Annotated in this window: 26 protein-coding genes and 1 tRNA gene; 17 read left to right on the forward strand and 10 right to left on the reverse strand. The window is 63.1% G+C overall.

The window, feature by feature from the left end:
• Positions 1-317 precede the first annotated feature (317 nt).
• The 6 genes from ACX4ZE_RS12025 to ACX4ZE_RS12050 form a co-directional block, all read right to left on the reverse strand.
• Positions 318-1,364, reverse strand: a complete 1,047-nt coding sequence (locus ACX4ZE_RS12025; protein ID WP_480273461.1) for a glycoside hydrolase domain-containing protein — start codon at positions 1,362-1,364, stop codon at positions 318-320.
• A gap of 159 nt (positions 1,365-1,523) precedes the next feature.
• Complete coding sequence (locus ACX4ZE_RS12030) at positions 1,524-2,333, reverse strand: MHYT domain-containing protein (RefSeq protein WP_480273462.1); 810 nt, start codon at positions 2,331-2,333, stop codon at positions 1,524-1,526.
• Entirely contained in the window at positions 2,326-2,898 is a 573-nt protein-coding gene (locus ACX4ZE_RS12035) for a GTP-binding protein (RefSeq protein ID WP_480273463.1), read from the reverse strand. Before ACX4ZE_RS12035 ends, ACX4ZE_RS12030 begins: the two co-directional genes overlap by 8 nt.
• 85 nt (positions 2,899-2,983) lie before the next feature.
• Positions 2,984-3,355 (reverse strand): DUF742 domain-containing protein, encoded by a 372-nt coding sequence (locus ACX4ZE_RS12040; RefSeq protein ID WP_480273464.1) that lies wholly within the window; start codon positions 3,353-3,355, stop codon positions 2,984-2,986.
• A gap of 8 nt (positions 3,356-3,363) precedes the next feature.
• Positions 3,364-3,774: a roadblock/LC7 domain-containing protein gene (locus ACX4ZE_RS12045; RefSeq protein ID WP_480273465.1), complete on the reverse strand. Its 411-nt coding sequence runs from the start codon at positions 3,772-3,774 to the stop codon at positions 3,364-3,366.
• Positions 3,771-6,554: a sensor histidine kinase gene (locus ACX4ZE_RS12050; protein ID WP_480273466.1), complete on the reverse strand. Its 2,784-nt coding sequence runs from the start codon at positions 6,552-6,554 to the stop codon at positions 3,771-3,773. Before ACX4ZE_RS12050 ends, ACX4ZE_RS12045 begins: the two co-directional genes overlap by 4 nt.
• Positions 6,555-6,901: 347 nt before the next feature.
• Here ACX4ZE_RS12050 and ACX4ZE_RS12055 point away from each other — a divergent pair, with 347 nt between their 5' ends.
• The 6 genes from ACX4ZE_RS12055 (at position 6,902) to ACX4ZE_RS12080 (ending at position 13,468) form a co-directional block, all read left to right on the forward strand.
• Positions 6,902-7,588 carry a response regulator transcription factor gene (locus ACX4ZE_RS12055; protein ID WP_480273467.1) on the forward strand — a complete coding sequence of 229 codons (687 nt, stop codon included), beginning with the start codon at positions 6,902-6,904 and terminating at the stop codon, positions 7,586-7,588.
• Positions 7,589-7,692: 104 nt separating this feature from the next.
• Entirely contained in the window at positions 7,693-9,078 is a 1,386-nt protein-coding gene (locus tag ACX4ZE_RS12060; protein ID WP_480273517.1) for a HAMP domain-containing sensor histidine kinase, read from the forward strand.
• Positions 9,079-9,327: 249 nt separating this feature from the next.
• Positions 9,328-10,752 (forward strand): S1C family serine protease, encoded by a 1,425-nt coding sequence (locus ACX4ZE_RS12065; protein WP_480273468.1) that lies wholly within the window; start codon positions 9,328-9,330, stop codon positions 10,750-10,752.
• A gap of 101 nt (positions 10,753-10,853) precedes the next feature.
• Positions 10,854-11,348, forward strand: a complete 495-nt coding sequence (locus tag ACX4ZE_RS12070; protein ID WP_480273518.1) for a MogA/MoaB family molybdenum cofactor biosynthesis protein — start codon at positions 10,854-10,856, stop codon at positions 11,346-11,348.
• A gap of 696 nt (positions 11,349-12,044) precedes the next feature.
• Positions 12,045-12,719, forward strand: coding sequence for an MspA family porin (locus ACX4ZE_RS12075; protein WP_480273469.1), 675 nt, complete (start codon positions 12,045-12,047; stop codon positions 12,717-12,719).
• 65 nt (positions 12,720-12,784) lie between these two features.
• Positions 12,785-13,468, forward strand: a complete 684-nt coding sequence (locus tag ACX4ZE_RS12080) for an MspA family porin (RefSeq protein ID WP_480273470.1) — start codon at positions 12,785-12,787, stop codon at positions 13,466-13,468.
• A gap of 114 nt (positions 13,469-13,582) precedes the next feature.
• Here ACX4ZE_RS12080 and ACX4ZE_RS12085 read toward each other — a convergent pair whose 3' ends face one another.
• The 3 genes from ACX4ZE_RS12085 to ACX4ZE_RS12095 form a co-directional block, all read right to left on the reverse strand.
• Positions 13,583-14,248, reverse strand: coding sequence for an SAF domain-containing protein (locus tag ACX4ZE_RS12085; protein WP_480273471.1), 666 nt, complete (start codon positions 14,246-14,248; stop codon positions 13,583-13,585).
• An 87-nt stretch (positions 14,249-14,335) separates the two neighbouring features.
• Positions 14,336-14,674, reverse strand: a complete 339-nt coding sequence (locus tag ACX4ZE_RS12090) for an FmdB family zinc ribbon protein (protein ID WP_480273472.1) — start codon at positions 14,672-14,674, stop codon at positions 14,336-14,338.
• Positions 14,675-14,743: 69 nt separating this feature from the next.
• On the reverse strand, positions 14,744-15,352 hold the full coding sequence (locus ACX4ZE_RS12095) for a 5-formyltetrahydrofolate cyclo-ligase (protein ID WP_480273473.1): 609 nt from the start codon (positions 15,350-15,352) through the stop codon (positions 14,744-14,746).
• Positions 15,353-15,420: 68 nt separating this feature from the next.
• Here ACX4ZE_RS12095 and ACX4ZE_RS12100 point away from each other — a divergent pair, with 68 nt between their 5' ends.
• From ACX4ZE_RS12100 to ACX4ZE_RS12125, 6 genes are all read left to right on the forward strand, one after another.
• Positions 15,421-16,377 (forward strand): UTP--glucose-1-phosphate uridylyltransferase, encoded by a 957-nt coding sequence (locus ACX4ZE_RS12100; protein ID WP_480273474.1) that lies wholly within the window; start codon positions 15,421-15,423, stop codon positions 16,375-16,377.
• 133 nt (positions 16,378-16,510) lie between these two features.
• Positions 16,511-17,767 (forward strand): molybdotransferase-like divisome protein Glp, encoded by a 1,257-nt coding sequence (gene glp / locus ACX4ZE_RS12105; RefSeq protein ID WP_480273475.1) that lies wholly within the window; start codon positions 16,511-16,513, stop codon positions 17,765-17,767.
• A gap of 12 nt (positions 17,768-17,779) precedes the next feature.
• Positions 17,780-18,430, forward strand: a complete 651-nt coding sequence (locus tag ACX4ZE_RS12110; protein WP_480273476.1) for a GNAT family N-acetyltransferase — start codon at positions 17,780-17,782, stop codon at positions 18,428-18,430.
• A 282-nt stretch (positions 18,431-18,712) separates the two neighbouring features.
• Entirely contained in the window at positions 18,713-19,804 is a 1,092-nt protein-coding gene (gene sepX, locus ACX4ZE_RS12115; protein WP_480273477.1) for a divisome protein SepX/GlpR, read from the forward strand.
• 92 nt (positions 19,805-19,896) lie between these two features.
• Positions 19,897-19,969 (forward strand) — tRNA-Ala (locus ACX4ZE_RS12120).
• A gap of 448 nt (positions 19,970-20,417) precedes the next feature.
• Positions 20,418-21,842: an ABC1 kinase family protein gene (locus tag ACX4ZE_RS12125; protein WP_480273478.1), complete on the forward strand. Its 1,425-nt coding sequence runs from the start codon at positions 20,418-20,420 to the stop codon at positions 21,840-21,842.
• A 121-nt stretch (positions 21,843-21,963) separates the two neighbouring features.
• Here ACX4ZE_RS12125 and ACX4ZE_RS12130 read toward each other — a convergent pair whose 3' ends face one another.
• Positions 21,964-22,416: a hypothetical protein gene (locus tag ACX4ZE_RS12130; protein ID WP_480273479.1), complete on the reverse strand. Its 453-nt coding sequence runs from the start codon at positions 22,414-22,416 to the stop codon at positions 21,964-21,966.
• 156 nt (positions 22,417-22,572) lie between these two features.
• Between ACX4ZE_RS12130 and ACX4ZE_RS12135 the strand changes: the two genes are divergently transcribed.
• The 5 genes from ACX4ZE_RS12135 (at position 22,573) to ACX4ZE_RS12155 (ending at position 25,017) form a co-directional block, all read left to right on the forward strand.
• Positions 22,573-23,199, forward strand: coding sequence for a TetR/AcrR family transcriptional regulator (locus tag ACX4ZE_RS12135; protein ID WP_480273480.1), 627 nt, complete (start codon positions 22,573-22,575; stop codon positions 23,197-23,199).
• Between the two features lie 83 nt (positions 23,200-23,282).
• Complete coding sequence (locus tag ACX4ZE_RS12140; RefSeq protein WP_480273481.1) at positions 23,283-23,516, forward strand: hypothetical protein; 234 nt, start codon at positions 23,283-23,285, stop codon at positions 23,514-23,516.
• Between the two features lie 142 nt (positions 23,517-23,658).
• Positions 23,659-23,820, forward strand: a complete 162-nt coding sequence (locus tag ACX4ZE_RS12145; RefSeq protein ID WP_480273482.1) for a hypothetical protein — start codon at positions 23,659-23,661, stop codon at positions 23,818-23,820.
• 322 nt (positions 23,821-24,142) lie between these two features.
• Entirely contained in the window at positions 24,143-24,586 is a 444-nt protein-coding gene (locus tag ACX4ZE_RS12150) for a GyrI-like domain-containing protein (RefSeq protein WP_480273483.1), read from the forward strand.
• Positions 24,583-25,017: a GyrI-like domain-containing protein gene (locus tag ACX4ZE_RS12155; protein ID WP_480273484.1), complete on the forward strand. Its 435-nt coding sequence runs from the start codon at positions 24,583-24,585 to the stop codon at positions 25,015-25,017. Before ACX4ZE_RS12150 ends, ACX4ZE_RS12155 begins: the two co-directional genes overlap by 4 nt.
• The last annotated feature ends 113 nt before the right edge of the window (positions 25,018-25,130 follow it).

The raw sequence follows: 25,130 nt of genomic DNA on the forward strand, positions 1-25,130 counted from the left end.
GTCGCTCGGTTCGCTATCGCAGTTCGAGCTGGGGCGGATCAGTGTCTGCTGGCCGATATGTTTCGAGGTGTCCCTATGACGCGCTCGCCGCCTCCATGCTCTGCGTGGACAAAACGGTCAGTGCCCGCTTTGATGGCACGCGGCTATTTTTCGACCGGAAACGGACACATTCGTGTGCGATTGCCGGTATCCTCAGCTCGAGGGCGGGTTCTTCTGGTGCTCAGGGGAACCCGCTCATCGCCACTCATCCGGACTGTGGGAATTCCAGCCTGGTCCGTCTCCTGAATTCGCGGCACGCTGGTGTGCCGAGGTGTGACTCAATCCTGCGGGGAAGGTGCCCTGGTCTCGCTGTTGCCACCTGTGCGTTGTTCATTCCGATCCTGCCTCGGAAAACCGGGAAAATGCGGCCACAGTGCCTCCAGCCGTGCCAGTTGCGTGTTCACCAGTTCTACGGGCCCGGTGAGCAGCGACAGTGGCCACGGCCTGTCCCGTCCATCCAACCGCCGCACCTGCTCGGCGAGTTCGGCCACAGTTACTTCCAATTCGCTTATCTCGGTGCGTAATTCGATGATATACATGCGTAACTCGGCGGTTCGGTTCTCCGCTTCGAGGAGTTGTGCGAGTGCCGCGGCTAGGCCGTCTACCAGCGTCCTGTGTTTGCCGTCGGAGGTGGTCCCCAGTTGTGGCCAGCCGGACAGGCGCGGCCCACGCAGCTGAGCTTGGATATCGCGCAGCATTGCCTCTTGTTCCGGGGTCACATCAGGATCCTCCCGTTCGACGAAATCCCACTGGCCGAAGTCGGTCGGCTCGGCCTCGTTTACCTCGCAGAGCACGTCGCCGACGGTCACTTGGTGGTGGGTCCGATGAAGGGCGCGTCTGTTCTCCACGTTGTTGCCGGACCACATATCGGTCTGCCACGCCCATGTCGCGCATCCCGTGTCCAGCGCGCGGCTGATCGGCCAGTACCCGCCATAGATGCCGACGTTCGCACGACCGAGTATGGTTGCGGCACCTGCCAGGTAGGCATTCACGCGTGGTTGATCCCGTGGTGTGACATCGAAGTCTGCGGAGAAATAGATCGGACGTTCCGCACAACCGCCGCAGTGCAGCACCTGAGTCAGGCCTGCGCGCGCGTCCACAATGCCCGCCGGGTAGCCCTCCAGCATCCGTGCGGCCGTGGTCTCCCAGTTCGATACGATCGAGATATCGTGTGTTCGCAGATCATTCGCCTCGGCTGGTGTGAGTAGCTTGCCGGGCAGGTGCGGGTCCCCGTCGGAGAGATGCCGCACGACGAAGTCGAACCCTGCCGCGCGTATCGCCGCGCCCCCTGGGCGTCCAGCGGCGTAGTTCAGACCGAGACGCATGGCTTCCACTGTAAGTCGGCTGGGTGAGTGTGCGTGGGGCATCGCGGAATCCGGTACGGGGCCGTGGTGTCTCGCAGCGGAAACGATCGAGAAGGGCGAATAGCCGCAGGGAAGTAAGTCGCCACAGCGCGATCGGCCGGATCGGATGGCTCGCTCGGTTCAGTGTGCGGATTCCACTGCAGGTCGACGTGGTGTGGGCAAGGCCGCGTTGGCCCGGCGGTCCGGAGCGATCAGCACCGCGGAGATCGGTATCGCCAAGGACAACAACCCGACGATGAACATCGGGAACACGAAGTCGAACAACTTCGTTCCTTCGGGCACCGCCGCCGAGGAGTTCACGTTGAAATGCAGCGCGGCGAGCGCGGTGTAATACATCGAGGTCATGCCCACGCCGAACAGCAGTGTTGTCGCGATCCGGGCCGGCGGGAAGCGCACCGTCTGGAATGACCACAGCGTCGCCGTCGCCGTAACTACCCCGATGGTGACGGCGACGGTGATCAGCCAGACCGTTACGCCGACCGAACCCTGGATCGCGATAGATCCGATACCCAAGTAGTGCGTGAGGCCGAAACCGAGACCGAGGATCAGCCCGCTGGAAAGCAGCAGCGGCAGCCGTGGGGTGCGTCCGATGACCAGTAGTGCCGCGAAGACTGTCACGATCGCCACCGCCAAGGCCGCGGTCAGCCTGCCTGAGTCGTAGCGTATAGCGCTGCCTGGCACCTTCAGTCCGAGCATGGCCACCGCGGTGGCCAGCCACACCCCGACACCGCCGAGCGATACCGCCGCTGCGGCCAGCCACACGAGCCGGAATTTGACCGAGCGCGCGCCATGCCTGATACACGCGAGACCGATCGTCGCGCTGAGCACCGAGATCCCCAACGACAGCGCGACCAGCCAATAGCCGAGTGCGAACTGATCGACGGCCGTCTCGGCACCCTCGCCTGTGGCCAGCATCGTGACCTCACGCATGCCGGAGGGTTCCCTCCAGCTCGCTCGCTTTCAGTTGGCTGATCGCGTATTCGGTGACTGCGGCCAGCGCTTGGCGCACCTCCACCGCATTGCGCGCATCGATATCAACGATCGGCACACCTTCGCGAACTGACAGCGCCTCACGGAGCTCGGCGATAGGGAAGCGTGGCGCATCGGGGAAGCGATTCACCGCGATCAAGAACGGGAGCTTGCGTGCCTCGAAGAAATCGACCGCGGCGAAGCTGTCTTCGAGTCGCCGGGTGTCGATCAGCACAACGGCGCCGATCGCGCCGCGGATCAGATCATCCCACATGAACCAGAACCGCCGCTGTCCCGGTGTGCCGAAGAGGTAGAGCACCAGATTGCCCGGCAGGATGATCCGGCCGAAATCCATGGCGACGGTAGTAGTTTCTTTTTCCGGCGTGTCGGCCAGGTCATCGATGCCATCGGAGAAACGAGTCACCATCGCTTCGGTACGCAGTGGAACGATTTCGGATACCGCACCGACAAACGTCGTTTTGCCCGCGCCGAAGCCGCCTGCGACCACGATCTTCGTCGAGGCCACCCGGTTTTCGAAGTTGTCCGATCCCGGGGGGGCGCCCGGCTCGATATTCCCGCTCGGCCCGATATTTCTACTGGGCCCCAGATTCCTAAAGGGCGCGGAGTCCACGCAATGTCCTCTCCATCAGCGAACGTCGCTCGTCATAGCTTGTCTGTTCGGTCAGAGTCGAATGCACACGCATGGTGCCGTCGACGACGAGATCGCCGATCACTACCCGAACCAAACCGAGTGGCCGGTCCACATGTGCCGCGATTTCCGCGACTGACAGCCGGTGTGCGCCGAGCCGGAGTATTTCGGTGCGGATATCACCTGACGGCCAGTCGAGATGCGCAGTGTACGACAAAGTTTCGATGACTGCCTCTAGCGGGAGGTCGATCGCCGGTTCAGTGCGCCCAGAAGTAAGGGCGTAAGGCCGCACACGCGTGGTCGGTCGTGAGCCAGGGCCGTGTGGGGTAGGCATCGCACAGCTCAGACGGCGGTACGGGCGGTAGCGGTGACCACCGAGCCCACCCGATCGACCAGCAGCGCCATCTCGTAGCCGATGCGGCCGATGTCGTGCGATTTGTTCGCCAGCACGGCCAGATGCGAGCCATTGCCCACGCTCATCACCAGCAGATAGCCGCGCTGCATTTCGACGATCGATTGCATCACTTTGCCGCCGTCGAACAAGGAGGCCGCACCCATGGAGAGGCTAGCGAGGCCTGCGGTGACGGCGGAGAGCTGTTCGGCCCGATCGTTCGGCAAGTGCGGGCTGGTGGCCTGCAACAAGCCGTCCGCCGATACCAGCACTGCGTGGGACACCCCGGGCACATCTCGGGTGAAGCGAGCAACCAGCCAGTTCAGATTCTCATCCGTGGTGGCGTTGTTCGCGTTGGTCATACGAACCCTCCCTCATTGTGCTGCGCGTCGGCCCGCCCGCTGCGGACTCCACTGAGATGTCTGGTCAAGTTGTTGCGAATTTCCTTGGGATCACGAGCGCCGACGTCTTCGGCCTGGCTGAGGCCGCCGGGCACCAATTGGGCGCCCGGTTTGCGGATCGGCAGTCCACCTACGGTTCGCGCGGTCGTTGTCGGGCGGCTGGCATCCTCGGCAGCCAGCCATCCCGCGTCCCCAGGTGCCGACCATGCGCTGCCTGCCGGTTGTGCGGCTGTCGGTTCCACTAGCCACTCGGAAACCATGCGTTGGTAGATCGGGGTGGGTGAAGTGTCCGAGTCCGGCAGTGCGGTACCAGAGTCCGGCGCGGTATCCGAGTCCGGCAGTGATGAGGACGAATCGACTGTCGTCGATTGCGCTGCCACCCTAGGGGGTGCCTCGGCGGACGTGGCAGTAGTCTCGGCTTCAGGGGTTTTGGCCGCGAGAGGTTTCGTCGGCATGGTCGGGTCCGGATCTTGCTCGTCGTCTCGGATCTCGGTCCATAGATCGATGCGTGCCGGATTGCGCTCTTCGGCGTCGGACCGTTCGGGCCCGGCGGGCATCGGCGGACCGAACGGACCGGGCGCAGTGCGGCCGGGTGTCGTCCGGTCCGTGACCACCGGCGATGGTTGGGTTGGCGGTTGATCCGCCGGGAGAAGTGCCCGGCCCGCTCCAGCTGATACCGCGGGTTGGTCGGCGGCTTCCACGCTGCGAATAGCCGGTCGGCGCTGCGGTAGCCCGGAACTCGTTACTCCGAAACGGTCGGTGTCGTGCTGTGGCTGTTTCGGTAGCGGCACCGGGTGCCTCGGTGGTGTATCGGTGGCAGGCGCGGTGAATGCGGGTGGATGCTCGCTGGTGCGGTCGAACGGCTTATCCGCCGGGTCGCTGGTACTGATCGGTGGCGTGACCAGGGCACCGGGCAGATGCACACTAGCGGTGATGCCGGGCTGTTGCGCCATCGTCGAGGTACGGCGCAGGCTGACTGTCATAGCATGACGTTTGGCCAGCCTGCCGACGACGAACAGGCCCATGCGGCGCGCGGTCTCGACGGTGACCTCGCCACCGGAGGCGAGCCGGTCATTGGTCATCTGTAGATCTTCCGGAGACATACCGAGCCCACGGTCGGTGATTTCGATCAGATAGCCACCGTCCACCGCGCGTGACACCATCACTGTGACCGGCGTAGTCGGTGGGGAGTAGCGCAGTGCGTTGTCGATCAGTTCGGCAAGCAGGTGTTCGATATCTACTGCGGGTTCACCAGCGACAACACCGTCGGGTGCTGTGCCGATCTCGACTCTCTGATAGTCCTCCACCTGCGAGACCGCGCTCCAGAGCATGTCTGAAAGCGGCACCGGGTGCAGCTGGCCGCGGCGCAGCGCGGTGCCTGCGAGCACGAGTAGATTGTCGCCGTTACGGCGCATGCGGGTGGCCAGGTGGTCGAGGCGGAACATGGTCTGTAGCCGGTCGGCGTTGTCTTCGTCGTGTTCGAGTTCCTCGATCAGCGTCAGTTGCTGTTCGACTAGCGATTGGCTGCGGCGGGAGAGGGTTTCGAACATGTTCCCGAGCTGCAGGCGTAGGCGAGCTTGGTCGGCGGCGAGGTTGAGCGCTTGTTCGTGGATCTCGTCGACAGCGCGAGCCAGCTGGCCGACCTCGTCGGAGGTGTGCACCGCGACCGGAGTGATGTTCGGCGTGGTGCCCCCCGCGCGTACCACAGCGAGTTCGTCGGGCAGCTTGACATGTGCCACTTCGAGTGCGTCGTGCCGTAGGCGGCGGATCGGAACGACCAGGGTGCGCGCGACCGACAAGGCCAATGCCAGGCCGGCGAGCAGCACGCCGATGACGACTGTCGTCTCGCGTAGCGCACCGGTCTGTGCCGCAGTGGTCCGCTCGTCGAGCGCGTGATCGATGGTGTCGATCAGGTGTGTAGCGGTCTTCCGATAGGCATCCGAGCTGACCGACAGCGAATCGAGCACAGCGGGGTTGGCTGTCGGATCGGCGATGTTCTGGCTGAAGATGCCCATTCGAGTCTGCACTGCGTCCAGCAGCCCACGCATGTTGCCTGCGGAATCCGGCAAGATCTGCGCGTACTGGTAGATCATGGTGGTTTCGGCACCCGCGGCGATCAACACGCGAGGTCGGATGCTGGGGTTGCGGCTCGCGTCTGGCGAGCCGATCAGCATCCGTTGCTGTGTGAGTACGCGCTGGGCGGTTTCCACGGAGGCCAGCTGCAGGAAGTACCGCTGGATGATCAGGTCGTCCACGGAAGGCGACAGCGCGAGTGCGTTGCCGATGCGCACCATGATCTCGTCGGTCTGCTCGTTGAGCATCGCGGGCGATCCATTGCGCAAACTGTTGCGCAATGTGGTGCCGGTCGCGATAGCCGAGGTGAGCTCGGAGGTGACCTGAGCGCTGGTTTTAGTGGTCCGCAGCGCTGTTTCCAGCTCGGTCAGTGCTCGGTCGAACGCGACCAGCGCGGCGTCGGTTTGTGGGTTGGCGGTGCTGCCCCAGGCCGAGATCGCGGCGACGCCGAGTTGTTCGGTGGCCGAACCGAACTTGATGATCGGCCGGATAATGACCGCTTGTTCGGTGGCCGCATCCAACTGTTCCAGAATTCGCAGCTCGTTGTTGATGCGGAGTACGGCGAACACGGTGGCCAGTAGCACAGGAAGCACGAGCACCACGCCGACTTTGCGGGTGACCGACCAGTTCAACAGGCTGAATCGCCAGGACCGCGGTGCAGCTTCCATCCGCTTCTGTCGCCTCCGCTTCACCAGCGACCTCGGCTGCACGTGGCTGTTCAGTATTGATTCAACCCGTAAACTCGAGGCCTTGTTTTACCGCACGGAACATACCGTGCAGCGTGGTTGTCGGCAATCTGGGGTACTTGATTTGCAATTGTCGAATATAGTTGTAGAGAACATGTTTACGGTGAAATGTGTTACGAGCGCATCGTCTTATCGGCATTGTCGGAGCGGCTCCTGGTCATCCGGGGTCGTCCGAGCCATGGCATGCGGACTGCTGTCGATGAACTCGACACGGCGTGTCGGAGCAACTCTCTCAGTTACCTCTCAGTCGGCACCGTCAAACTGGTGACATGCGCATTCTGGTGGTCGATGACGATCGGGCGGTCCGGGAATCGCTGCGCCGGTCACTCACCTTCAACGGCTACGCTGTCGAACTCGCGGTGGATGGAATGGATGCGCTGGAGAAGGCGACCGCGCAGCGCCCGGATGCGCTCGTGCTGGACGTGATGATGCCGCGGCTGGACGGACTGGAGGTATGCCGGCGGCTGCGTAGTACGGGTGACGATCTGCCAATTCTGGTTCTTACGGCGCGTGATTCGGTCTCCGAGCGTGTTGCGGGGCTCGATGCCGGGGCCGATGACTACTTGCCGAAGCCTTTCGCGCTGGAGGAGTTACTGGCGCGGCTGCGTGCCCTGCTCCGGCGTACTATCGCTGATCCGACTGAAGCGTCGGAGACCATGAAGTTCGCCGATCTTTCGTTGGATCCGGTGACTCGAGAGGTATCCCGAGGCGCCCGTCAGATCAGCCTGACCCGTACCGAGTTCTCCCTGCTGGAGATGCTCATGGCGAATCCGCGCCGGGTACTCACTCGCAGTCGCATCCTCGAGGAGGTCTGGGGCTACGATTTTCCGACCTCAGGAAACGCGCTCGAAGTCTATATCGGCTATCTGCGCCGCAAGACCGAAGCCGAGAGCGAGCCGCGGTTGATCCACACTGTGCGTGGCGTCGGCTACGTGCTGCGCGAGACGCCTCCGTAGGCCGAGAGCTCATGGTACGGACAGTCCCCAAGCGCCCCACTGTCGCCGCACTCGGACAGTGGCAACCGGAATCGGCCGAAATACGGCTGCCAGAGCCTGCGGACATGCGGCCACCTATGCCGTTGACTCGCTCGGTGTCGTTGCGCTGGCGGGTGACCCTACTAGCCGCTTCCGTGGTAGCGATAGCGGTGGCTTTCACCTCGATCGCCGCTTACGCGCTTGTCGCGCGAGCGTTGTACGCCGATGTGGACGCTCAGCTGCGTAATCGGGCTGCCGCCGTGATCGCCAGCAATCCGTATGGGTTCAACAACCTCAATCTGATGGTCGCCACCGCTTTCTACGACGATACCGGTATCGGGCTGATCTACCCTGATCTCCAGCGCTACCGGCCTCCGCAATCGACCGAACCACCGATCGGTGCCCAGGAACTCGCCGTGGCGCAAGGACAGCGAAGCTCCTCTTTGCGCACTGTGCGCAGTCAACGAGTGCTGGCTATCCATACGACCTCGGGCACCACACTAGTCATTTCGCAGCGGCTGGATCGGACGAGAGAGGTGCTGGATCAGCTCGCCTGGTTGTTGTTCGTGGTCGGCGGTTGCGGTGTCGTGCTGGCGGCCGCTGCGGGCACAACGGTCGGCCGGACCGGACTACGGCCCATCGCGCGGCTCACCGCCGCCACCGAGCGAGTCGCCCGTACCGACGATCTGGCGCCGATCCCGGTGACCGGTGACGACGAACTGGCAAGGCTCACAGAGAGTTTCAACACCATGCTGCGTGCCCTGGCTGAATCCCGTGATCGGCAGCGCAGGCTGGTCGCCGATGCCGGGCACGAGTTGCGTACGCCGCTGACGTCCTTGCGGACCAACATGGAGCTGCTTATCGCGTCGAGCCGGCCGGGCGCACCCCACATACCGGATGAAGATATGGCCGGGCTGCGCGCGGATGTCGTGGCTCAGATCGAAGAGTTGTCGACGTTGGTGGGCGATCTGGTCGATCTCGCACGGGAAGATGCTCCGGAAACCATCTACGAGCGGGTTGATCTCGGTGAAGTGGTGGAACGAGCGCTGGAGCGGGCCAGACGACGCCGGACCGGGATCGAGTTCGCCGCCGATTTGCGCCCGTGGTTCGTTTATGGACACGAGGCGGGGCTGGAGCGCGCGGTACTGAACGTGCTCGACAACGCGGCCAAGTGGAGCCCGAGCGGAGCCCAGGTCCGCATCGCTATGCGGGAGAGCGGTCCGGGTTTGCTCGAGTTGTCCATCGACGATGCGGGACCAGGAATCCCCGTGGCCGAGCGGGAGTTGGTATTCGAGCGGTTCTATCGGATCACCTCATCGCGCTCTATGCCGGGTTCCGGCCTCGGATTGGCGATTGTGAAGCAGGTGGTGACAAAGCACGGCGGCACTATCGCTATCGATACGTCGGAACGCGGTGGCACTGTGGTCCGCATCGTGTTGCCCGGCGAAGCCGGGTCGCCCGCGCCTGATTGAGGCGATGCTTCGTGAAGGAAGTCCATTCCAGCACAATGATTCGCACAGTACGGAATATTCTCGGCAGCGCGGTATTTCCGGACTGTGTTCCGATTGGTCTGCCACGAGATCCGGGACGCCGGTTCACCGGTCGGCTTCTCGCCGACTGGTTGCCGCCCAGGTCTCGGAGAACTGAAAGCACGATCTCAGTCCGCTCTCAGTCACTGTTGTCACGCTAGTCGGCACGTGAGCAGAAACGAGGATTCCACCATGACCGAGGATTCGAAGGAGCACCGGCAGCCCGGGGCGCAGAGCGGCGGATCGGACCATCAGGCGACCACGCCGATCCACGGCGTGCCCATACCGGGGGATGCGTATGGTCCTGGAACAATTGGACACGGTCACGGCGCCCAAGAACCTCCGAGACATCCAACCGCGCAGTATCCGCCGCAGTATGCCTCGGCTGCTCAGTTCTCGGGCTATCCAGGAGCATCCGGTCAGCCACAAGGCATCACTCCTACGCAGAACGTCGGCTATGGCGTGCCGACGACATCGGCGAAGCGTCCGCTCCGCACCGGCCTTGTCGCAGGCGCGCTCGCGCTCGCGTTGGTCAGCGGCGGTGCTGGTGGCGTGGTGGGTGCGTGGGTCACCCACACCGACAATGGCCGGACCCCGATCGTCAACGCATTGAACGCGCCGAAGCCGAACGTCAGTAACGCCGCCAACGCTCCGGCCGGATCTACCCAGGCGGTCGCGCAGAAAGTGCTGCCGAGCGTTGTCATGATCAAGGTGGCCAGCTCTAGGGCCGAAGGAGAGGGATCCGGGGTGATCCTGTCCTCTGATGGCCTCATCCTGACCAACAATCATGTGGCAGCGGGCGGTGGGCCGAACGCCGAGATGGAGGTTATGTTTTCCGACGGCAGCAGTGCGCCTGCGAAGCTGGTAGGGGCCGATCCGGTATCCGACCTGGCGGTCATCCGGGCCTCGGGCAAGAGCGGCCTGACACCGATCGAGCTGGGTACTTCAGCGAATTTGCAGGTCGGTGAGCCGGTTATCGCGATCGGCTCCCCGCTGGGCTTGGCGGGCACGGTCACCACGGGCATCGTATCGGCATTGAACCGGCCGGTTGTGACTTCGGGTAATGGGAACGAGACGAGTTTCGCGGCCAACCCGGTGATCGATGCGATCCAGACCGATGCCGCGATCAATCCGGGTAATTCAGGTGGTGCGTTGGTCAATGGCAGCGGGCAGCTGATCGGTATCAACACCGCTATTGCGACGCTCGGGCCCGCCGAGATGACCGGTGGTCAGACCGGCTCGATCGGACTCGGGTTCGCGATACCGGTAGATCAGGCTCGTCGCGTCGCCGACGAACTCATCAAGACCGGGAAAGCCACCTATGCCCAGATCGGTATCACCGTGCCACGTCAGCAGGACCCGGCACAAAAAATTTCCGGTGCGATGGTCCGTGATGTGCTGGCAGACGGTCCGGCTGCCCGCGCAGGCATCCCGCCAGGAGCTATCGTGACCAAGCTCGACAACCGGACGATCGATTCCGGGAACGCGCTCGTCGCCGCGGTTCGTTCGCACCAGCCGGGAGACAAAGTGAAAGTCACCTACACCGACGGACGAGGCGACAATCCCAAGACTGTCGAAGTAACCCTAACCGGCGCGCCTGCGGATGGTGGTCGGTAATGCGCGTGTCGTCGGCCAGGTGGGTTCCGTTGATCGATATCGATGTCGATGTTCTCGGTGTGGCCACCGAATTGATCGATGTAGGCGCTACGGTGAGCACTATGGAAATCGATGCTCCTGTGGCGGGGCGTGCTCTGGTGGTGGTGGTCGACGATCGAACAGCGCATGGAGGTGTTGACTCGCTCGGTCCACTGGTCACCGAGTTGCTCACCGAGGCGGGTTTCCTCGTGGATGCGTCGGTGTCGGTACAGGCCGATGAGGTAGAGATCCGCAATGCGCTCAACACAGCGGTGATCGGAGGGGTCGATCTGGTGATCTCGGTCGGTGGCACAGGCATGTCCCCGCGTGACGTTACGCCGGAAGCCACCGCGCAAGTGCTCGACCGTGAATTGCCGGGAATCAGCGAGGCATTGCGTTCCTCCGGTCGGGTGGCCGGTTCACTGGACGCGGTACTGTCGCGCGGAGTGGTCGGTGTCTCCGGCAGTACTCTGGTAGTCAATCTTCCCGGCACCAGGTCTGCGATCCGAGACGGTATGGCGACACTCGGGCCGCTTGCCAGTCGGGTGATCGGTGAGCTCTCGGGATTGGTCGAATAATCACCTCGCGTACTTCGCCTGAAATCCCTCGTCCGGCGAGTCGCCGGGCGAGGGATGCTGCGCGTCTGGCGGCTATCTTCGGAGACACACTGCCCGAAAGCACCAGCGACGAGCGGGAGGAGCGGGCAGGCGATCGGTCAGCTGAGGACTGGTTGCAAGCTCAGATTCCCCCGCATCACGGCTGAGGCTCGTGTTATCTACGGAGTAATTACGTAGCTGCCCCTCCGAGCGCCGCAACCACGCCGTGACCATTCCGTTCGAAAGTAATTCGAGCGAAATCCTTTACGGCCTTTCCCGCACCTGAGCATCGGCCTCTTGTGCCTAATCTTCTGGATCACACGCGCTCGCTCGCTGCAGCTATTCGGTATTTATGCATGTCAAGGCATATCAAAACCTATGCAACTGTGATCTACATCACAGTTAACTTTATGATGCACTGCGTTGCTTGTTTTGTTACCCAGTGTTTAATCTCCCTTCATGAGCCACCGCAACGGACCCTCCCTGATCCAGGATGTCGGCCACTGTGGACCGCGTGACGGAACCCGGCTCAGTTCCGTTGTCGGTTAGCACGTTGCGCTGAACTAACAGTAAGTTACGCAATGGCAACAAACGGGCGACACACTGAGCTGGGCCTGAGAGGACCGCTGTGCAACCTCGATGGTCGAGGTTGACTGTTTGAACCTGATGAGGGGAAGTATGAGCGAGAACCGCACCAATGGTCCGCGCCGTGGTGCCCGCGTCGCGGGCGTCGGCGCTGCCGCAGCTGTTGCCATGGGTTTGCTTTCGACCGGAGCGGCTAACGCCGATACCTTCGTGCCGTTGCCGGACGGCGAGAAGCTCGGCCCAGGCGTGACGATCACCCGGACCGGAGAACACGCCGTGATCTCGCCGTCACTGGCCGCCAACGGCGCCGGACGCGTCGTCTGGGTCTCAGGCAACGCGACCGCCGATGTGACCGTCACCCCAGAGGGCGAGGTCGGCCCCTACAACGGTCCGGCTGGGAAGCCGGGTACCAACAACTCCTCGACGCACGGTGCGTCGCAGTTGAACACCGGCTACATCGTCGGCTGCCAGGTCAGCATCGCCGATGACGCGGTCTCCGCGGGTGTGACCGCTGGTGTCGATCTCGATGGCGTCAAGGCCGGTGGCTCCATCGGCTTGAACATCGGCCCCGGCGAAGTCAAGTTCGTGCAGATCTCCCACAAGGACATCCTGAAGCCGGGTGTCTACTCGGTCGAATACCAGGACACCGAGCTCGCGATCCAGGGTTGCGCGGGTTACGCGCAGGCGCGGGCGTACACGGTTGTCGAGATCATCGGCGACCACTACTCGAAGACCACCCTCTACGGGATGCCGTTCAGCATCGGCTGACGTCTGTCGAATCCACTGAAACATCCTCCTGCTGAAGCGAACTCAACCCTCGAGGGATATCAATCATGATCAACCGTAAGAACGTGGCGCGGATGGCCGGTGTCGGTGCCGCCGCCACCATCGCCATGGGCCTGTTCTCCACGGGTGCGGCGAATGCCGACACCTTCGTCCCGCTGCCGGGCGGGGAGATCACCAAGACGTTGTCGGACGGCACGGTGGTGACGGTCCGCCTGGTCGGCGAGTCGGCCAACATCAACCCGTCCATGGGCGCGACTCCAGTGCACCGCAATGCATGGGTGTCCGCTAGTGCGCAGGTCGAGCTGTCCGGCGATAAGGCCAAGGGTGGCAAGATCTACCCCGGTTATGTTGTCGGTTGCCAGGTGAACATCTCCGGTGGCGCTGTTACCGGTGGCGTCGACGGTGGCGTCGAATGGCAGGCGGACAAGAATGGGAACCTGGCAGGTAGTCTCGGCGCCAAAACTGGCGGTAGTCTGTCGCTGGGTCCGGGGCAGGCGCAGTCCTTCTACATCCTGGATCTAGAGGGTGCCGACGACTTCGGTAGTGAAGTGCACTCGACTCGTAACAGCTTCAAGGGCACCAGCGGTTCGGTGACTTGGGCTGACGAGACCATAGGCCTGACAGGTTGTGGTGGTTACGCGCAGGCGCGGTCGTTCGTCAAGGTCAAGGTCGAGACCGACAACGTGTCGTCCACGGTGACCCTGTGGGGCCAGCCGTTCAGCCTCGGCTGAGCATCGAATATCAATCAGCACAACGCGAACGGGTCTGTCGGCGCATCCGCACCGGCAGGCCCGTTCGCGTTGCGGCACGAGTACTGCTGGATCACGCGGATGTTCTGCGGCGAATCAATGGAAGATGACGGTCAACGCAGTGCGCAATGACGCCGCGGCCACGGCTGCGGCATGGTCGGCGTCCATTGCCACCAAGACCACGCGTTCCGCGGTGCCTCGTCTATCTTCTCGGCCCGAGACCAGGATCACGGCAGCGTCTGTGGCCAAGGTGCGAGCCGGTCGGGAGGTGGGTTCATGCGAGACTTCGGCGGCGACCACATCGATGCGGTCACCTGCTCGCAGAATATCGGTGACAGCGGTATCGGCAAGACGGATGGGCACGATCCTGGCTTCGGGTGTTCCGGCTGCCGCCGCGGCCAGCCGGGCACTGACGACACGTAGGTCGGTAAATACTTCGCCCTTGCGCACGGCACCGGCCAATGCCGCGCCGACAAGGGCGGCGGAATCGGTGATCGCACCCGCGGGCAACGTGAGCGCCTCATGCGCTACCTCGCGCAGGTCGTCCGTCTCGAGGAGCTTTCCCGGCGCCAGATCTCGGCTCGCGACGAACACTGTCGCGCGCTCGGTAGCGGGGTCGCCTCGCCATAGAAGAAAAACCGCCGATGCGGCGAGGGCGGCGGCGAGTAGCCGTCGGGCGAGCACAGCATCGGCCCAAGGCGGACGGCGCCACTCGGACGGTTTCCAGCTATTCCGGCCCAGTTCGGCACGTGCGCGAGTCATGGCCGGATCCTATGGCCGAACTCACGCGCATCCGGGCGGGCTACTGCGGGCTGTGGATCGCGGCGCGGGCTGTGGACAACCCTCGAATCAGCTGGCTACCGCCGTGCTGGTGGATGCGGCGGAGCCGCTTGCGGGGCTGGAGGAGGATTTCGAACTGCTGTCGTTTGTGGCGCCGCTGTCGTTTGTGGCGCCGCTGTCGGTCGTGGCACCACTGTCGGACGTGGCCGGCTCACTCGCGGTGCTAGCGCTACCACGGCTGTCAGTGCGGTAGAAGCCGCTGCCTTTGAAGACGATGCCGACCGAGTTGAACAGCTTACGCAGCTTTCCTGAGCACTCTGAGCAGACGCTCAGAGCCTCGTCGGTGAAGGACTGAACGATGTCGAAGCGGTTGCCGCACTGGGTGCACGCGTACGAGTAGGTTGGCACAGGATCCTCCGCAGTGTTCGTCGATCTAGCACTCTACAGCCGACAGTGCCAACACCGCCAATCGGCATTTCATTCCGTGGCGTGATCGACACCGAGCCGGTGCAGGCCTGCGCGTGGCGTCAGTGCCCAGCCCATGCGGATATCGTGCTGCTGTTCGGGCAGGTGGCCGACCAGTTCGTCATCTCGGACCACGGCGATCAGTCGCGCGGCCGGATGGGCGCCAGGCAGTGTCCGGTCGTAATAGCCCGCTCCGCGGCCGAGTCGTACCCCACGCCGGTCCACTGCGAGAGCGGGCACCAGGATCAGCTCGGCCTCGGCGACAGCGGCAGGCGGCAGCACCGGGCCGATGGGCTCCAACAGTCCGTAGCGGGCGCGGCGAAGCGTATCCGCTCCGGTGTACTCGGCCCAGCACAGCGGTCCTGGCTCTCCGGTGATCGGCAGGAGGACCCGAGCCCCGCCGGACAGTAGCGCATCCAGCATTGTTGTCGATCCCGGCTCTCCATTGATCGGCGCATACGCGCAAACCCATCCGGTCGCGTCGAGCGCGCCGACTGCCGCGGCCAAAGCGGCTGCCTCGCGCTCCAGTTCGAGAGCTGTCAGCGCAGCTCGCCGGGCTGACAGCTCGATACGCCACGTTTGTTTAGCGCGCTCGCCGGACATTTCCACAGTAAGCACCATAGGCTCACCCTGGTAAGGCGCCGGCATGACGCCGAACCGGCGACAAAATGGACGGATAGGGTATACGCATGACAGCGAAGGCAGGACGGCCCGATGACACGACGGTGGTGTCGTGCTTTCGTACGGCCGTGGTGCCCGCGGCGGGGCTCGGAACACGGTTCCTGCCCGCGACCAAGACGGTGCCCAAAGAACTTCTCCCAGTGGTGGACACTCCCGGCATCGAATTAGTCGCCAGCGAGGCAGCGGGCTCCGGTGCGGAGCGCTTGGTGATTGTCACATCTCCGGGCAAGGACGGTGTCGTCGCGCATTTTGTCGAGGATCTCGTGCTGGAAAGCACGCTTGCCGAGCGCGGAAAGTACCAGTTGCTGGAGAAGGTGCGCAAAGCGCCGGGACTGCTCGACGTCACCTCGGTGGTGCAGGAGGAGCCGCTCGGACTCGGTCACGCGGTCGCGCAAGCCGAGCATGTCCTCGACGAGGACGAGGATGCCATCGCGGTGCTACTGCCGGACGATCTTGTGCTGCCTTACGGCGTGCTCGACGTGATGAGCAGGGTTCGCCGTAAGCGCGGTGGATCGGTGTTGTGCGCTATCGACGTGCCGAAGGAACAGGTAAGTGCCTACGGCGTATTCGATGTGGCACCGGTGCCGGACGCGGTGAACCCGAATGTGCTGCGTGTCAAGGGAATGGTGGAGAAACCCTCGCTCGCAGACGCGCCGTCGACCTTTGCTGCCGCTGGTCGATATTTGCTGGACCGCGCCGTCTTCGACGCCCTGCGCCGTATCGAACCAGGCGCGGGCGGCGAGCTTCAGCTCACTGACGCTATCGCACTGTTGATCGCCGAAGGGCATCCAGTTTACGTAGTGGTACACCGTGGGTCGCGCCACGATTTGGGTAACCCGGGCGGCTATCTTCGTGCTGCGGTCGATTTCGCATTGGAACGAGAGGAATACGGCTCAGCCCTGCGCGAGTGGCTGCACCACCGGCTCGGTCCGGATTGGAACCCACAGTTGGCGACCAGCGACTGAATGCCTGGCTGGGTTTCGCCCGGAGTGAACCTTCGGGTACGAATTGATGATTCACCTCGGCGCACGCGTAGAGGTGTGTGCGACGGCGGATCACACGAATGGGAAGAAGTGCGGAGAGATCGGGAAGGATTGGATGCGCTCGGTTGAGGATCAGCAGATCAAGGTAACCGCTGCGGCGGTCGCGCCGAGGCCGGTTCGTGTCGCGATTTCCGAAGCCCAGGGCCTGCTGTGCGCCGAGGATGTGGTTACCGAGCGGCCGTTGCCCGGTTTCGATCAGGCCGCGATCGACGGCTACGCGGTGCGTAGTGTCGATGTCGCCTCCGCGGGCGCTGAGATCCGTGATGAGGCCGGTGATCTCGTCGACTTGACTCTTCCTGTGGTCGGGGAGGTGATCGCCGGGTCACGTCAGCCCATTCGGCTGCAGCCGCGTCAGACCGTCCGGGTGGACACCGGCGCGCCGATGCCGACGCTCGCTGATGCAGTACTTCCAGTGGATTTCACCGATGGCGGGCGAGCCAAGATCAAGGTGTACGAACCGGTGCGCTCCGGTGATTACGTCCGGCGCGTCGGTGACGACGTGCAACCGGGCGATGTGGCGGTGAGCGCGGGAACCATCATCGGTGCCGCTCAAGTCGGCCTACTGGCCGCTGTCGGACAGGACAAGGTTTTGGTGCACCCGCGTCCTCGGCTGTCGGTGATCTCGGTGGGCGGCGAGCTGATCGATATCGATCGCACGCCAGGCCCTGGACAAGTCTACGACGTGAACTCCTATGCATTGGCCGCGGCCGCCCGGGACGCGGGCGCAGATGTGAACCGAGTCGGCATTGTCAGTTCCGATCCGCGCCAGTTGCGCGATGTGGTCGAAGGTCAGTTGGTGCGCTCCGAAGTGGTCGTTATCGCCGGCGCAGTCGGTGGCTGGGCTTCTGAACAGATCAGGGAGACGCTCGAAGGGCTCGGCGAGCTCGAAATCACCCGGGTGGCCATGCATCCCGGCTCGGTGCAGGGCTTCGGCAAGCTCGGCCGCGACGAGGTGCCGACTTTCCTGTTGCCGTCCAATCCGGTCGGCGCGCTGGTGACATTCGAGGTGATGGTACGACCGTTGATCCGGATCGCGCTGGGACGCAGACATCCTATGCGCAGGATCGTCCATGCTCGCACCATCACCCCGATCAGTTCCATGGCCGGGCGTAAAGGTTATCTGCGTGCGCAACTCATGCGGGATGAGGCCACCGGTGAATATCTGGTCCAGCCGCTCGGCGGCACGAACTCGTCCTCGCATCTGCTGGCCACACTCGCTGAGGCGAACAGCCTGATTATGATCGATCCGGATGACACCGAAATCCGCACCGGTGATGAGGTTCAGGTCGCTTTCCTCGCACAACGCGGCTGAAATATGGATGCGATGAATGTCTTCCGGGTGGCGCAACACCCGGGATGGCCGGTACGACTAGGTCCGGTCCTGGTATCGGCGGGACAGGTGACCTTGCGGCCGGTTCGACTGCGCGACGCCGCGGCGTGGAGCCGGATCCGGTTGCGGGACAGAGCTCATCTCGAGCCATGGGAGCCGACCGGCCGCGGGTCGTGGGAGGCACGAAACCATGCGTCCAACTGGCCCTCGCTATGGTCGAGCCTGAAGACGGAAGCGCGCCGCGGCGTGATGATCCCATTGGTGATCGAAGTGGATGGTGCTTTGAGCGGGCAGTTGACCATCGGGAACATCGTGCGCGGCGCATTGCGTTCGGCCTGGATAGGCTACTGGGTGGCCAAGGACCTCAGCGGGCGAGGGGTCGCGACCGCAGCATTGGCCCTGGGGCTCGACCACTGTTTCGGGACGGTAGGCCTGCATCGGGTCGAGGCGACCGTGCGACCGGAGAATCTGGCCAGCCAGGCAGTACTGCGCAATGTGGGCTTCCGGGAGGAAGGGTTGCTGCGGCGTTATCTCGATGTGGACGGCGCTTGGCGGGATCACCTGCTGGTCGGGATGACCGTAGAGGATCTTCCGGAACCGGTTCTGGAGCGTTTGGTGCGAGAGGGGCGCATCACTTTGATGTGAACGGCCCTGAGGTGCACGACCTTTGCGTAGCACTACGCGTGGTGTGGCGGTGGAAATGTGACAGGTGTGGCAGATGTGCACGGCGCGCCTGCCGGAACTTGGTACTACCCGGAATTAGCCTACGGACATCGATGGTGCCCAGGTGCCATCGACAGGGAGCCTGCGAGGCGACCGGTGTCCACGCCACTGCGTCGGACGGCGGCCGGACGAGCACGGGGCGGATGACGCACCACTCGCGGGCCGAGCCGACGAGAATCAGGTGGGGACGGAGGTGCTGACGCGATGCCGAATTCGGTCCTTTGGATCGGTTTTGTCGTATTTTGGATTTTTGTCCTGGTTCCGATTCTCGCTGACCGCCACCCGAGGATTCGTCGGATCACCGATGCGGCCTTGGCGACGAGAGTCCTGTACCGCGGTGGCGGCAAACGACGTTCGCGGAAACGCCCGTCCGCCGGGCATGACACCGACCCGAATTGGCGGCCCCGCCGTGTACCGAGAAAGTATTTCCCCAGCGATGATGCGGAGGACCGGATGACGACACCGGCCGACGAGCCCGTCACCGAAATCGACGAGGAAAACCCGTCCGCGTCCAACGAAGCCACACCGTCCGGCATCGCTGACGTCGACCCAGACGCTCCAGGGACGGCTTGTGCGGGCCGCGCCACCACTGAGCTGGACGAAAGTGGGCCGGACGAAAGTGGGCCGGAAGACGATGTCGCAGTCGCCGTTGCCGCTGCGAAAACCTCTGTGGCGAACGATAATGACGACGTGGGCGCGTACCACCAGGAACCAGTCGCGGCTAGAATACCGCCCGCGCGTTCCACCGTGCCCGCCCACATGGCCTCTGACGAGGACTACGAAACCTACCCCACGGAGCCGGAGTTCATCCCCACCCGGCGCGGCCGTGGCGGCTTCGACCCCGAGGCCGACGCCATCGCACGCGCGGCCCGTTATACCTTCCGGCAGCGCGCCGTACTCGGCTTGCTGCTCACCGCGCTCTGCTGTGCTGCTCTGGCCTTCCTGCTCACTCCTGTGCTGTGGTGGGCCTGCGGATTCGCCACCGTGACGCTTGTGACCTATCTGGCCTACTTGCGGAGGCAAGTGCGGATGGAGGAAGAGATCCGGCGTAAGCGCACCGCCCGCCTCAACCGTGGCAGGCAGCGCGACGGAGCCGACTCATACCGATATCGCGGTGGACACCAGTTCGACGCCATGGACTACGACACCGCTCGCGCTTCGCATCACCGTTCGGTGTTCGTCGAACCTGACGACGAAGACCCGGTGTTCGATCACCTGGCCCCTTTCGATCCCGCTGCCGCTCGTGCCTTGCGCACGCGCACCGGCAGGGACATCCACCGCGCGGCTGGTGCGTGATCTTCAATATTCGAGCAGGTCAAGCCGCCGATTCGGCGGCAGAAGGCAGGGCCTGATACAGTGTCACAGCGCGGTTCCCCTGGGAACCGCACGGGGCTATAGCGCAGTTGGTAGCGCGTCTCGTTCGCATCGAGAAGGTCAGGGGTTCGATTCCCCTTAGCTCCACAGTGGAGAAAGCTCTTCGACCTGCGGAAAGGTTAGAGAGTGCTTCGCATTCGGGTATTCGAGGTCAGCCCACTGTAGGCGTCGCCTGAACCACCTTCGTGTTCGTCCCGGTCGAGATCGTCAGGGATGCCGCCGTCCAATAGCTATCCGGCGACGTGGACCCGTGTATGGATCTCGGCGACAAGTTGTCGCAGTTCATCCGGAGGCACCTTTACTTGGCCGAATCTCTCCGGGTGGCGAGCTTCGTTTCCAACAGGTTCTCCGCAACATACTCCATACCGCCATCGTCACTCCGCCGCCGAAGAAGCCATCGGCGCGCCTGATTATGAACTGTGGCGTGCCATGACTCGGACGTGCTTCACTCGTGTGGTGGAGACGCGGATATGAACGAGCGCGCCCTAGCTACCATGACAGTCGTGCGTGTGCCTGGCGTCGATAGGGCGGGCGCATGAGCGCCGACCCGCCGCCTTTCGCCGCCGCACGCCGTCCGCCTGCCGAGGCATTCGTCGTCCACCGGCCCAGGCTCGACGCCTTCGGGGTGTCCGAGACGCTTCGGATGCTGACTATCGGGCTGGTATTCGGGTTCGCCTTCGTTCGCCAGGGCATGCTGGCGGTGATCCGTTCCGTGCCAGGAATACGCGAGGGTGCTGGTCGGCGCACTCGGCGGGAGGTGCTGGCCGCAGGTGTGGTCGACGCATTCGAACGTCTCGGGCCGATGTTCATCAAACTCGGACAGCTGATCGGGTCGTCATCCGGGGCCTTTCCGCGCGAACTCTCCGATGCGTGTCTACGCTGCCTCGACGATGTTCCTGCTTTTCCATCCGCCGAAGCGCGGCGGATTGTCGAGCAGGACCTCGGCCGACCGATCGAGGAGCTGTTCGTCGAGTTCGACGACGTGCCGCTGTCGGCAGCCTCGGTAGCGCAGGTGCACGCGGGTGTGCTCACCGATGGCCGCGAGATTGTGATCAAGGTACAACGGCCGGGGATCGCGCGTCGGATGATCGTGGATTTACGTGCGGCGTTGCTGCTCGCGAAGCTTCTAGAACGAAGATCGGAGCACGCACGGATCGCCAACGCTGTCGGCGTTGTGCGCGACCTCTACGAGGTCACCATGGTGGAGCTGAATTTCTTGGTCGAGGCAGACAACCAGAGCAAGGTCCGCGCCAATCTCGGCGCTTTCGGTGACAATAAGGAAGTCGTCGTTCCCGAAATCTATTGGCAGCTATGCGGGCCGCGCACGATAGGGATGCAGCGATTGCGCGGTGTACCGCTCGACCGGTTCGATGTCGTCGGCGCACACGCCGATCCAGAGCTGTTGATCCGGCGGCTGGTGAAAGTGTGGCTGGAGGGGGTCATCGTCCACGGCTTGTTCCACGGCGACGTGCACGCGGGAAATTTGTGGTTGCTCGAGGACGGCAAACTGGCGATGCTGGATTTCGGCATAGTCGGCACGATGGCACCGCCATGGCGAGCGATGGTTCGAGCGATGTTTTATGCCAGCGCTTTCGACCGAGATTTCACCCGGGTAGCCGCAGCGTTGCGCGAGCTGGACCTCTTCGCTGAGCAGAGCACCGACGACACCGCGATCGGCAGGCAGCTCGCTATTGTGCTCGGCCCGATCCTGTCTGGGGAATTGGCGCGGTTGAACCTGCAGACGCTCATCGCGGCACTGTTGGATTTCGGTAAGCGGCGCGGCGTCGCCGGACCTGAACCGCTGATCCTGATGGCTAAGCAGCTCGGCTACTTCGAACGGTATGCGATCGCGTTGGCCCCCGGCTGGCAGCTGGGCCGCGACCTCTACCTACTGCGTAATATCTTTCCCGCCGAGGTCGCGGCGGAGGCCGACGAGCGTGGCATCCAGCTGCCCGACTGAATTCGCCGGGACGTGGGTCAAGTGACGACCGTGTAGTGGTCGTTGTCGCCACCCAGAAGTGCGGCATAAGCCCTGGATGCCGGAACGGCCCCGGATGGTTACAGGTCGAGTCCGCGATTACTCAGCGAATCCGGATCTCGGCTGTGGATGTGGAGAAGTGCGGGTAATTGGTAGTGACGTCGACGTGTACACGTCCGCTACCGGTGGGCAGGTGGGCGAAGACAGTTCTCGGTGGCTGGTTCCAGAAGCCATTGTCGGTGACGGGTACGGAGATGCTTCCTGTAGCGCCGGTGTCGAGGTTGCGCCAGTTGGCGAAAGCCGTAAAGGTGCACGGTATACCTAAGGGGAGATAATTGACGAAACTGATGCCGAAAAGGGCTACCCCCGGCGTGCCGGTCGGTGACGAGACCCCCGCATCCCCCTGGCCATAGCAGATATCGCCTAGGGTATGGATGGCTCCGATACTCACGAATGCGGGTTGATCCGCCGTCGCCGGAGCCACGGAGGACGCGAACGCGCCCGCGCACAGCGCCGCGACGAGGGCGCTTCGTCCGGCCAGCTGCTTGCCTGTCACTAGCGATCACGCTCCTTCTATTCGAATCGAGCACTCCCGATCGGCCATTCTGCACCGGAAGGCATGGTCTTGGATTGGTTTTCGGCGCTCATCGCGCGCCGTGGCCTATGTCATCGCAAGTTCACCAGCTGCTGCGTGGATGCATAGCATCGAAATGTGGAGCAAGGATCCTTGCTGAAGGCGCGGGCGGGCGGAAAACTACGTGGAGGCAAGCACGGGATCGCGCCGGATGAGGTGATGGCCGCACAGCGCTCTCGCATGCTGGTAGCGATGATCGAAGCGGCTGCGGACAAGGGCTACGCGACAGCGGCTGTGGCCGATGTGCTCGAGCGGGCCTGCGTCTCACGGATGACCTTTTACCAACATTTCGCGAATAAGCAGGCATGTTTCCTTGCTGCCTACGACATGGCCGTGGAGATCGTGCTGAACCGGATCGCGGTGGCACTGGCAGCCGAAGTTTCCCCGTTGGAGCGTATCGATCGCGCGCTCGCCGCATATTTCTCGACTCTGGCGCAGGAGCCTCAGGTTGCCAAAGTTTTCCTGGTAGAAGCGTACGCGGCGGGCCCAACCGCGCTGCGGCGACGAGCGGCCACCCAGGCCGCCCTGGTCGATGGATTCGCCGAGGTACTCGTCGTGAGCTCACCGCAGCGGCAGTTGATCGGTGAAGCAGTGATCGGAGCGATCATCTCGTTGGCGACCAACCGCGTCGTCACCGATGATTTCGCCGCGCTGTCCGGATTACGGGAGCCGCTGATGTCTTCGCTGATCAGGAAACTGGTGTAACGGCTGCTCGTTTCGCTCGAGCGCCGGTGGGTACCGCGGATCCCGACGAGCTGTCCAGTTATCCGAGAGGACCGGTGATATCCATGGCTACCTGTGAAACTTGCGGAAACGACTACCATAAGACGTTCACTGTCATCAGTGATGACCGATCCGCGACATTCGACAGCTTCGAATGCGCGATCAACGCGCTCGCCCCGGTATGCACGCACTGTTCCTGTCGGATTCTCGGTCATGGCGTCGAGGCGAGCGGCAAGTTCTACTGCTGTGCACATTGCGCGCACAAGGAAGGTCATTCGGCTCTGGTCGACCACGTGTGAACAGCTGAAGCTCAGCGCTGAGCATTGTCTCTAGCGTGGTAGACGTGAGCCGACCGGTGCAGGTTCGCTGACTCATGTGATAGCCGAGCGCCACCACCGAATGTGAAGCCGGTGCCTGCGGGCGTAGCTCGGTCTCCTACCAGTGGCCGCACCGGTTTTGCTCGGCCGGGTCGGTGTGTTGACCGGTGGTGCCCAGTGCATCGACGCGGTGATCCGTACCTTGGCCAACCCCCAGACCGCACCGATGCCGGTGGAGGTCGGCCGACAGCGTACAGCGCGGTGGAGAGCATATCGTGGCTGGTGAATATGTGTCCGATTCGGTTACCGGTGGGCACCGCTGGTGCGAGCCGGTGATCGACATTCGCGCATTCTGTGGCTTGGATCCGAGGACAGCCCGGCCTCTGTGGGCGCGGTCGCGGAATGCCGCGCGCTTGCGTTCGGCGACGAGTTCGCGCCGGAGGAGCCCTTAACGCCAGAATCGGACGTTTGTCCAGTTCAGTGGTGCAAGGAGGGGAGATGTCGAGCTCGGCATGCCATCAGTGCCGCCCAGCCGGGGTTGGTAGCATGGCGTTTCCGGCAGACCGGACGCAGGTAGCTCACCCCGGCTTCATTCGAAAGAGTCTTTCATGCAGTTTGACATCGTCGAACGGGACGAGACGTGGGTTGCGGGGCTTCCGGTACGCAGCCCGAAGCGTGCCCTCGGAAAGCTGTGTGATCATGATCTGGAGGCTGCGTGGGCGGCGGTGCTGCATCAGGAGCTCGGCGGGTCACTGGCCAGTGCCTATACCGATTACACCGGTGAACTCGGCACTTACAACACGCAGATTGTCGGATATCAGTGCACGTCCTTCGGTGAGGTAACTCGCGGACACCTGGTTGCCCGCTTGCCACATGGTATCTACGCGCGGTTCTCATCTGTCGGTAACTTCCCGCAGGTGATGACCGATCTATGGACGCAGATCTCCTACGCTGAAGAACATAATCAGATAAAGAGGACCTATACCGGTGACTTCGAGTGCTATCCGCACGCTTACAAGATTGATCTCTATCTGGCGGTAGACGCTCGATGAGTTATGTGATCGTCGTGCGCCCAGAGGTGATCTATGGTGGGTTGGTCGTGCCGCGGGTACGCCCGAGCTTCAAGGTCAGCAACAGCGATCTGATCGAGTTTCTCAAAGATCGGCTGCGCGATCGGGCGGGAGCGAGCGGTCCGCTGTATACGGTGTATGTCTCGGATCCGGCCGGAAACTGCAACGCAGTGGTCTGTTTCGAGTATGCCCGAACGGACGATGTACCGGTGGGCGATATTTTGGTGCGGGTACCGAAGGGTATCTACGCCCGTTTCACACCGAACGGGGACTATCACGATCCGATGGAGGATGTGTGGGCGCAGGTCGATGACGCGACCGCGTCGGCAGAGATCACTCGTGCCTATGCTGAAGAGATCGAGATCTGGCATGGACCGGAGTTCGTTGAGCTGTTCATCTCCATCCTCATATAATTTGCCCATTATTAGCCAACCTCGAACCGACCGGTCTCCATGTTCTCTGCGGTGCGGGCAGCACGTGTATTGAACTGCGGAATCATTGCGTGTACCACAAAGTTTCCGGGAAA

Source organism: Nocardia sp. TBRC8007 (assembly GCF_056629435.1).

Coding starts and splice junctions, on each gene's coding strand:
- ACX4ZE_RS12140 (WP_480273481.1), top strand. CDS start 23,283: ATGGCTACCTGTGAAACTTGCGGAAACGACTACCATAAGACGTTCACT.
- ACX4ZE_RS12030 (WP_480273462.1), bottom strand. CDS start 2,333: ATGCGTGAGGTCACGATGCTGGCCACAGGCGAGGGTGCCGAGACGGCC.
- ACX4ZE_RS12085 (WP_480273471.1), bottom strand. CDS start 14,248: ATGACTCGCGCACGTGCCGAACTGGGCCGGAATAGCTGGAAACCGTCC.
- ACX4ZE_RS12150 (WP_480273483.1), top strand. CDS start 24,143: ATGCAGTTTGACATCGTCGAACGGGACGAGACGTGGGTTGCGGGGCTT.
- ACX4ZE_RS12065 (WP_480273468.1), top strand. CDS start 9,328: ATGACCGAGGATTCGAAGGAGCACCGGCAGCCCGGGGCGCAGAGCGGC.
- sepX (WP_480273477.1), top strand. CDS start 18,713: ATGCCGAATTCGGTCCTTTGGATCGGTTTTGTCGTATTTTGGATTTTT.
- glp (WP_480273475.1), top strand. CDS start 16,511: ATGCGCTCGGTTGAGGATCAGCAGATCAAGGTAACCGCTGCGGCGGTC.
- ACX4ZE_RS12060 (WP_480273517.1), top strand. CDS start 7,693: ATGCGGCCACCTATGCCGTTGACTCGCTCGGTGTCGTTGCGCTGGCGG.
- ACX4ZE_RS12075 (WP_480273469.1), top strand. CDS start 12,045: ATGAGCGAGAACCGCACCAATGGTCCGCGCCGTGGTGCCCGCGTCGCG.
- ACX4ZE_RS12095 (WP_480273473.1), bottom strand. CDS start 15,352: ATGGTGCTTACTGTGGAAATGTCCGGCGAGCGCGCTAAACAAACGTGG.
- ACX4ZE_RS12080 (WP_480273470.1), top strand. CDS start 12,785: ATGATCAACCGTAAGAACGTGGCGCGGATGGCCGGTGTCGGTGCCGCC.
- ACX4ZE_RS12110 (WP_480273476.1), top strand. CDS start 17,780: ATGAATGTCTTCCGGGTGGCGCAACACCCGGGATGGCCGGTACGACTA.
- ACX4ZE_RS12045 (WP_480273465.1), bottom strand. CDS start 3,774: ATGACCAACGCGAACAACGCCACCACGGATGAGAATCTGAACTGGCTG.
- ACX4ZE_RS12125 (WP_480273478.1), top strand. CDS start 20,418: ATGAGCGCCGACCCGCCGCCTTTCGCCGCCGCACGCCGTCCGCCTGCC.
- ACX4ZE_RS12050 (WP_480273466.1), bottom strand. CDS start 6,554: ATGGAAGCTGCACCGCGGTCCTGGCGATTCAGCCTGTTGAACTGGTCG.
- ACX4ZE_RS12055 (WP_480273467.1), top strand. CDS start 6,902: ATGCGCATTCTGGTGGTCGATGACGATCGGGCGGTCCGGGAATCGCTG.
- ACX4ZE_RS12155 (WP_480273484.1), top strand. CDS start 24,583: ATGAGTTATGTGATCGTCGTGCGCCCAGAGGTGATCTATGGTGGGTTG.
- ACX4ZE_RS12070 (WP_480273518.1), top strand. CDS start 10,854: ATGGAAATCGATGCTCCTGTGGCGGGGCGTGCTCTGGTGGTGGTGGTC.
- ACX4ZE_RS12025 (WP_480273461.1), bottom strand. CDS start 1,364: ATGCGTCTCGGTCTGAACTACGCCGCTGGACGCCCAGGGGGCGCGGCG.
- ACX4ZE_RS12040 (WP_480273464.1), bottom strand. CDS start 3,355: ATGCCTACCCCACACGGCCCTGGCTCACGACCGACCACGCGTGTGCGG.
- ACX4ZE_RS12100 (WP_480273474.1), top strand. CDS start 15,421: ATGACAGCGAAGGCAGGACGGCCCGATGACACGACGGTGGTGTCGTGC.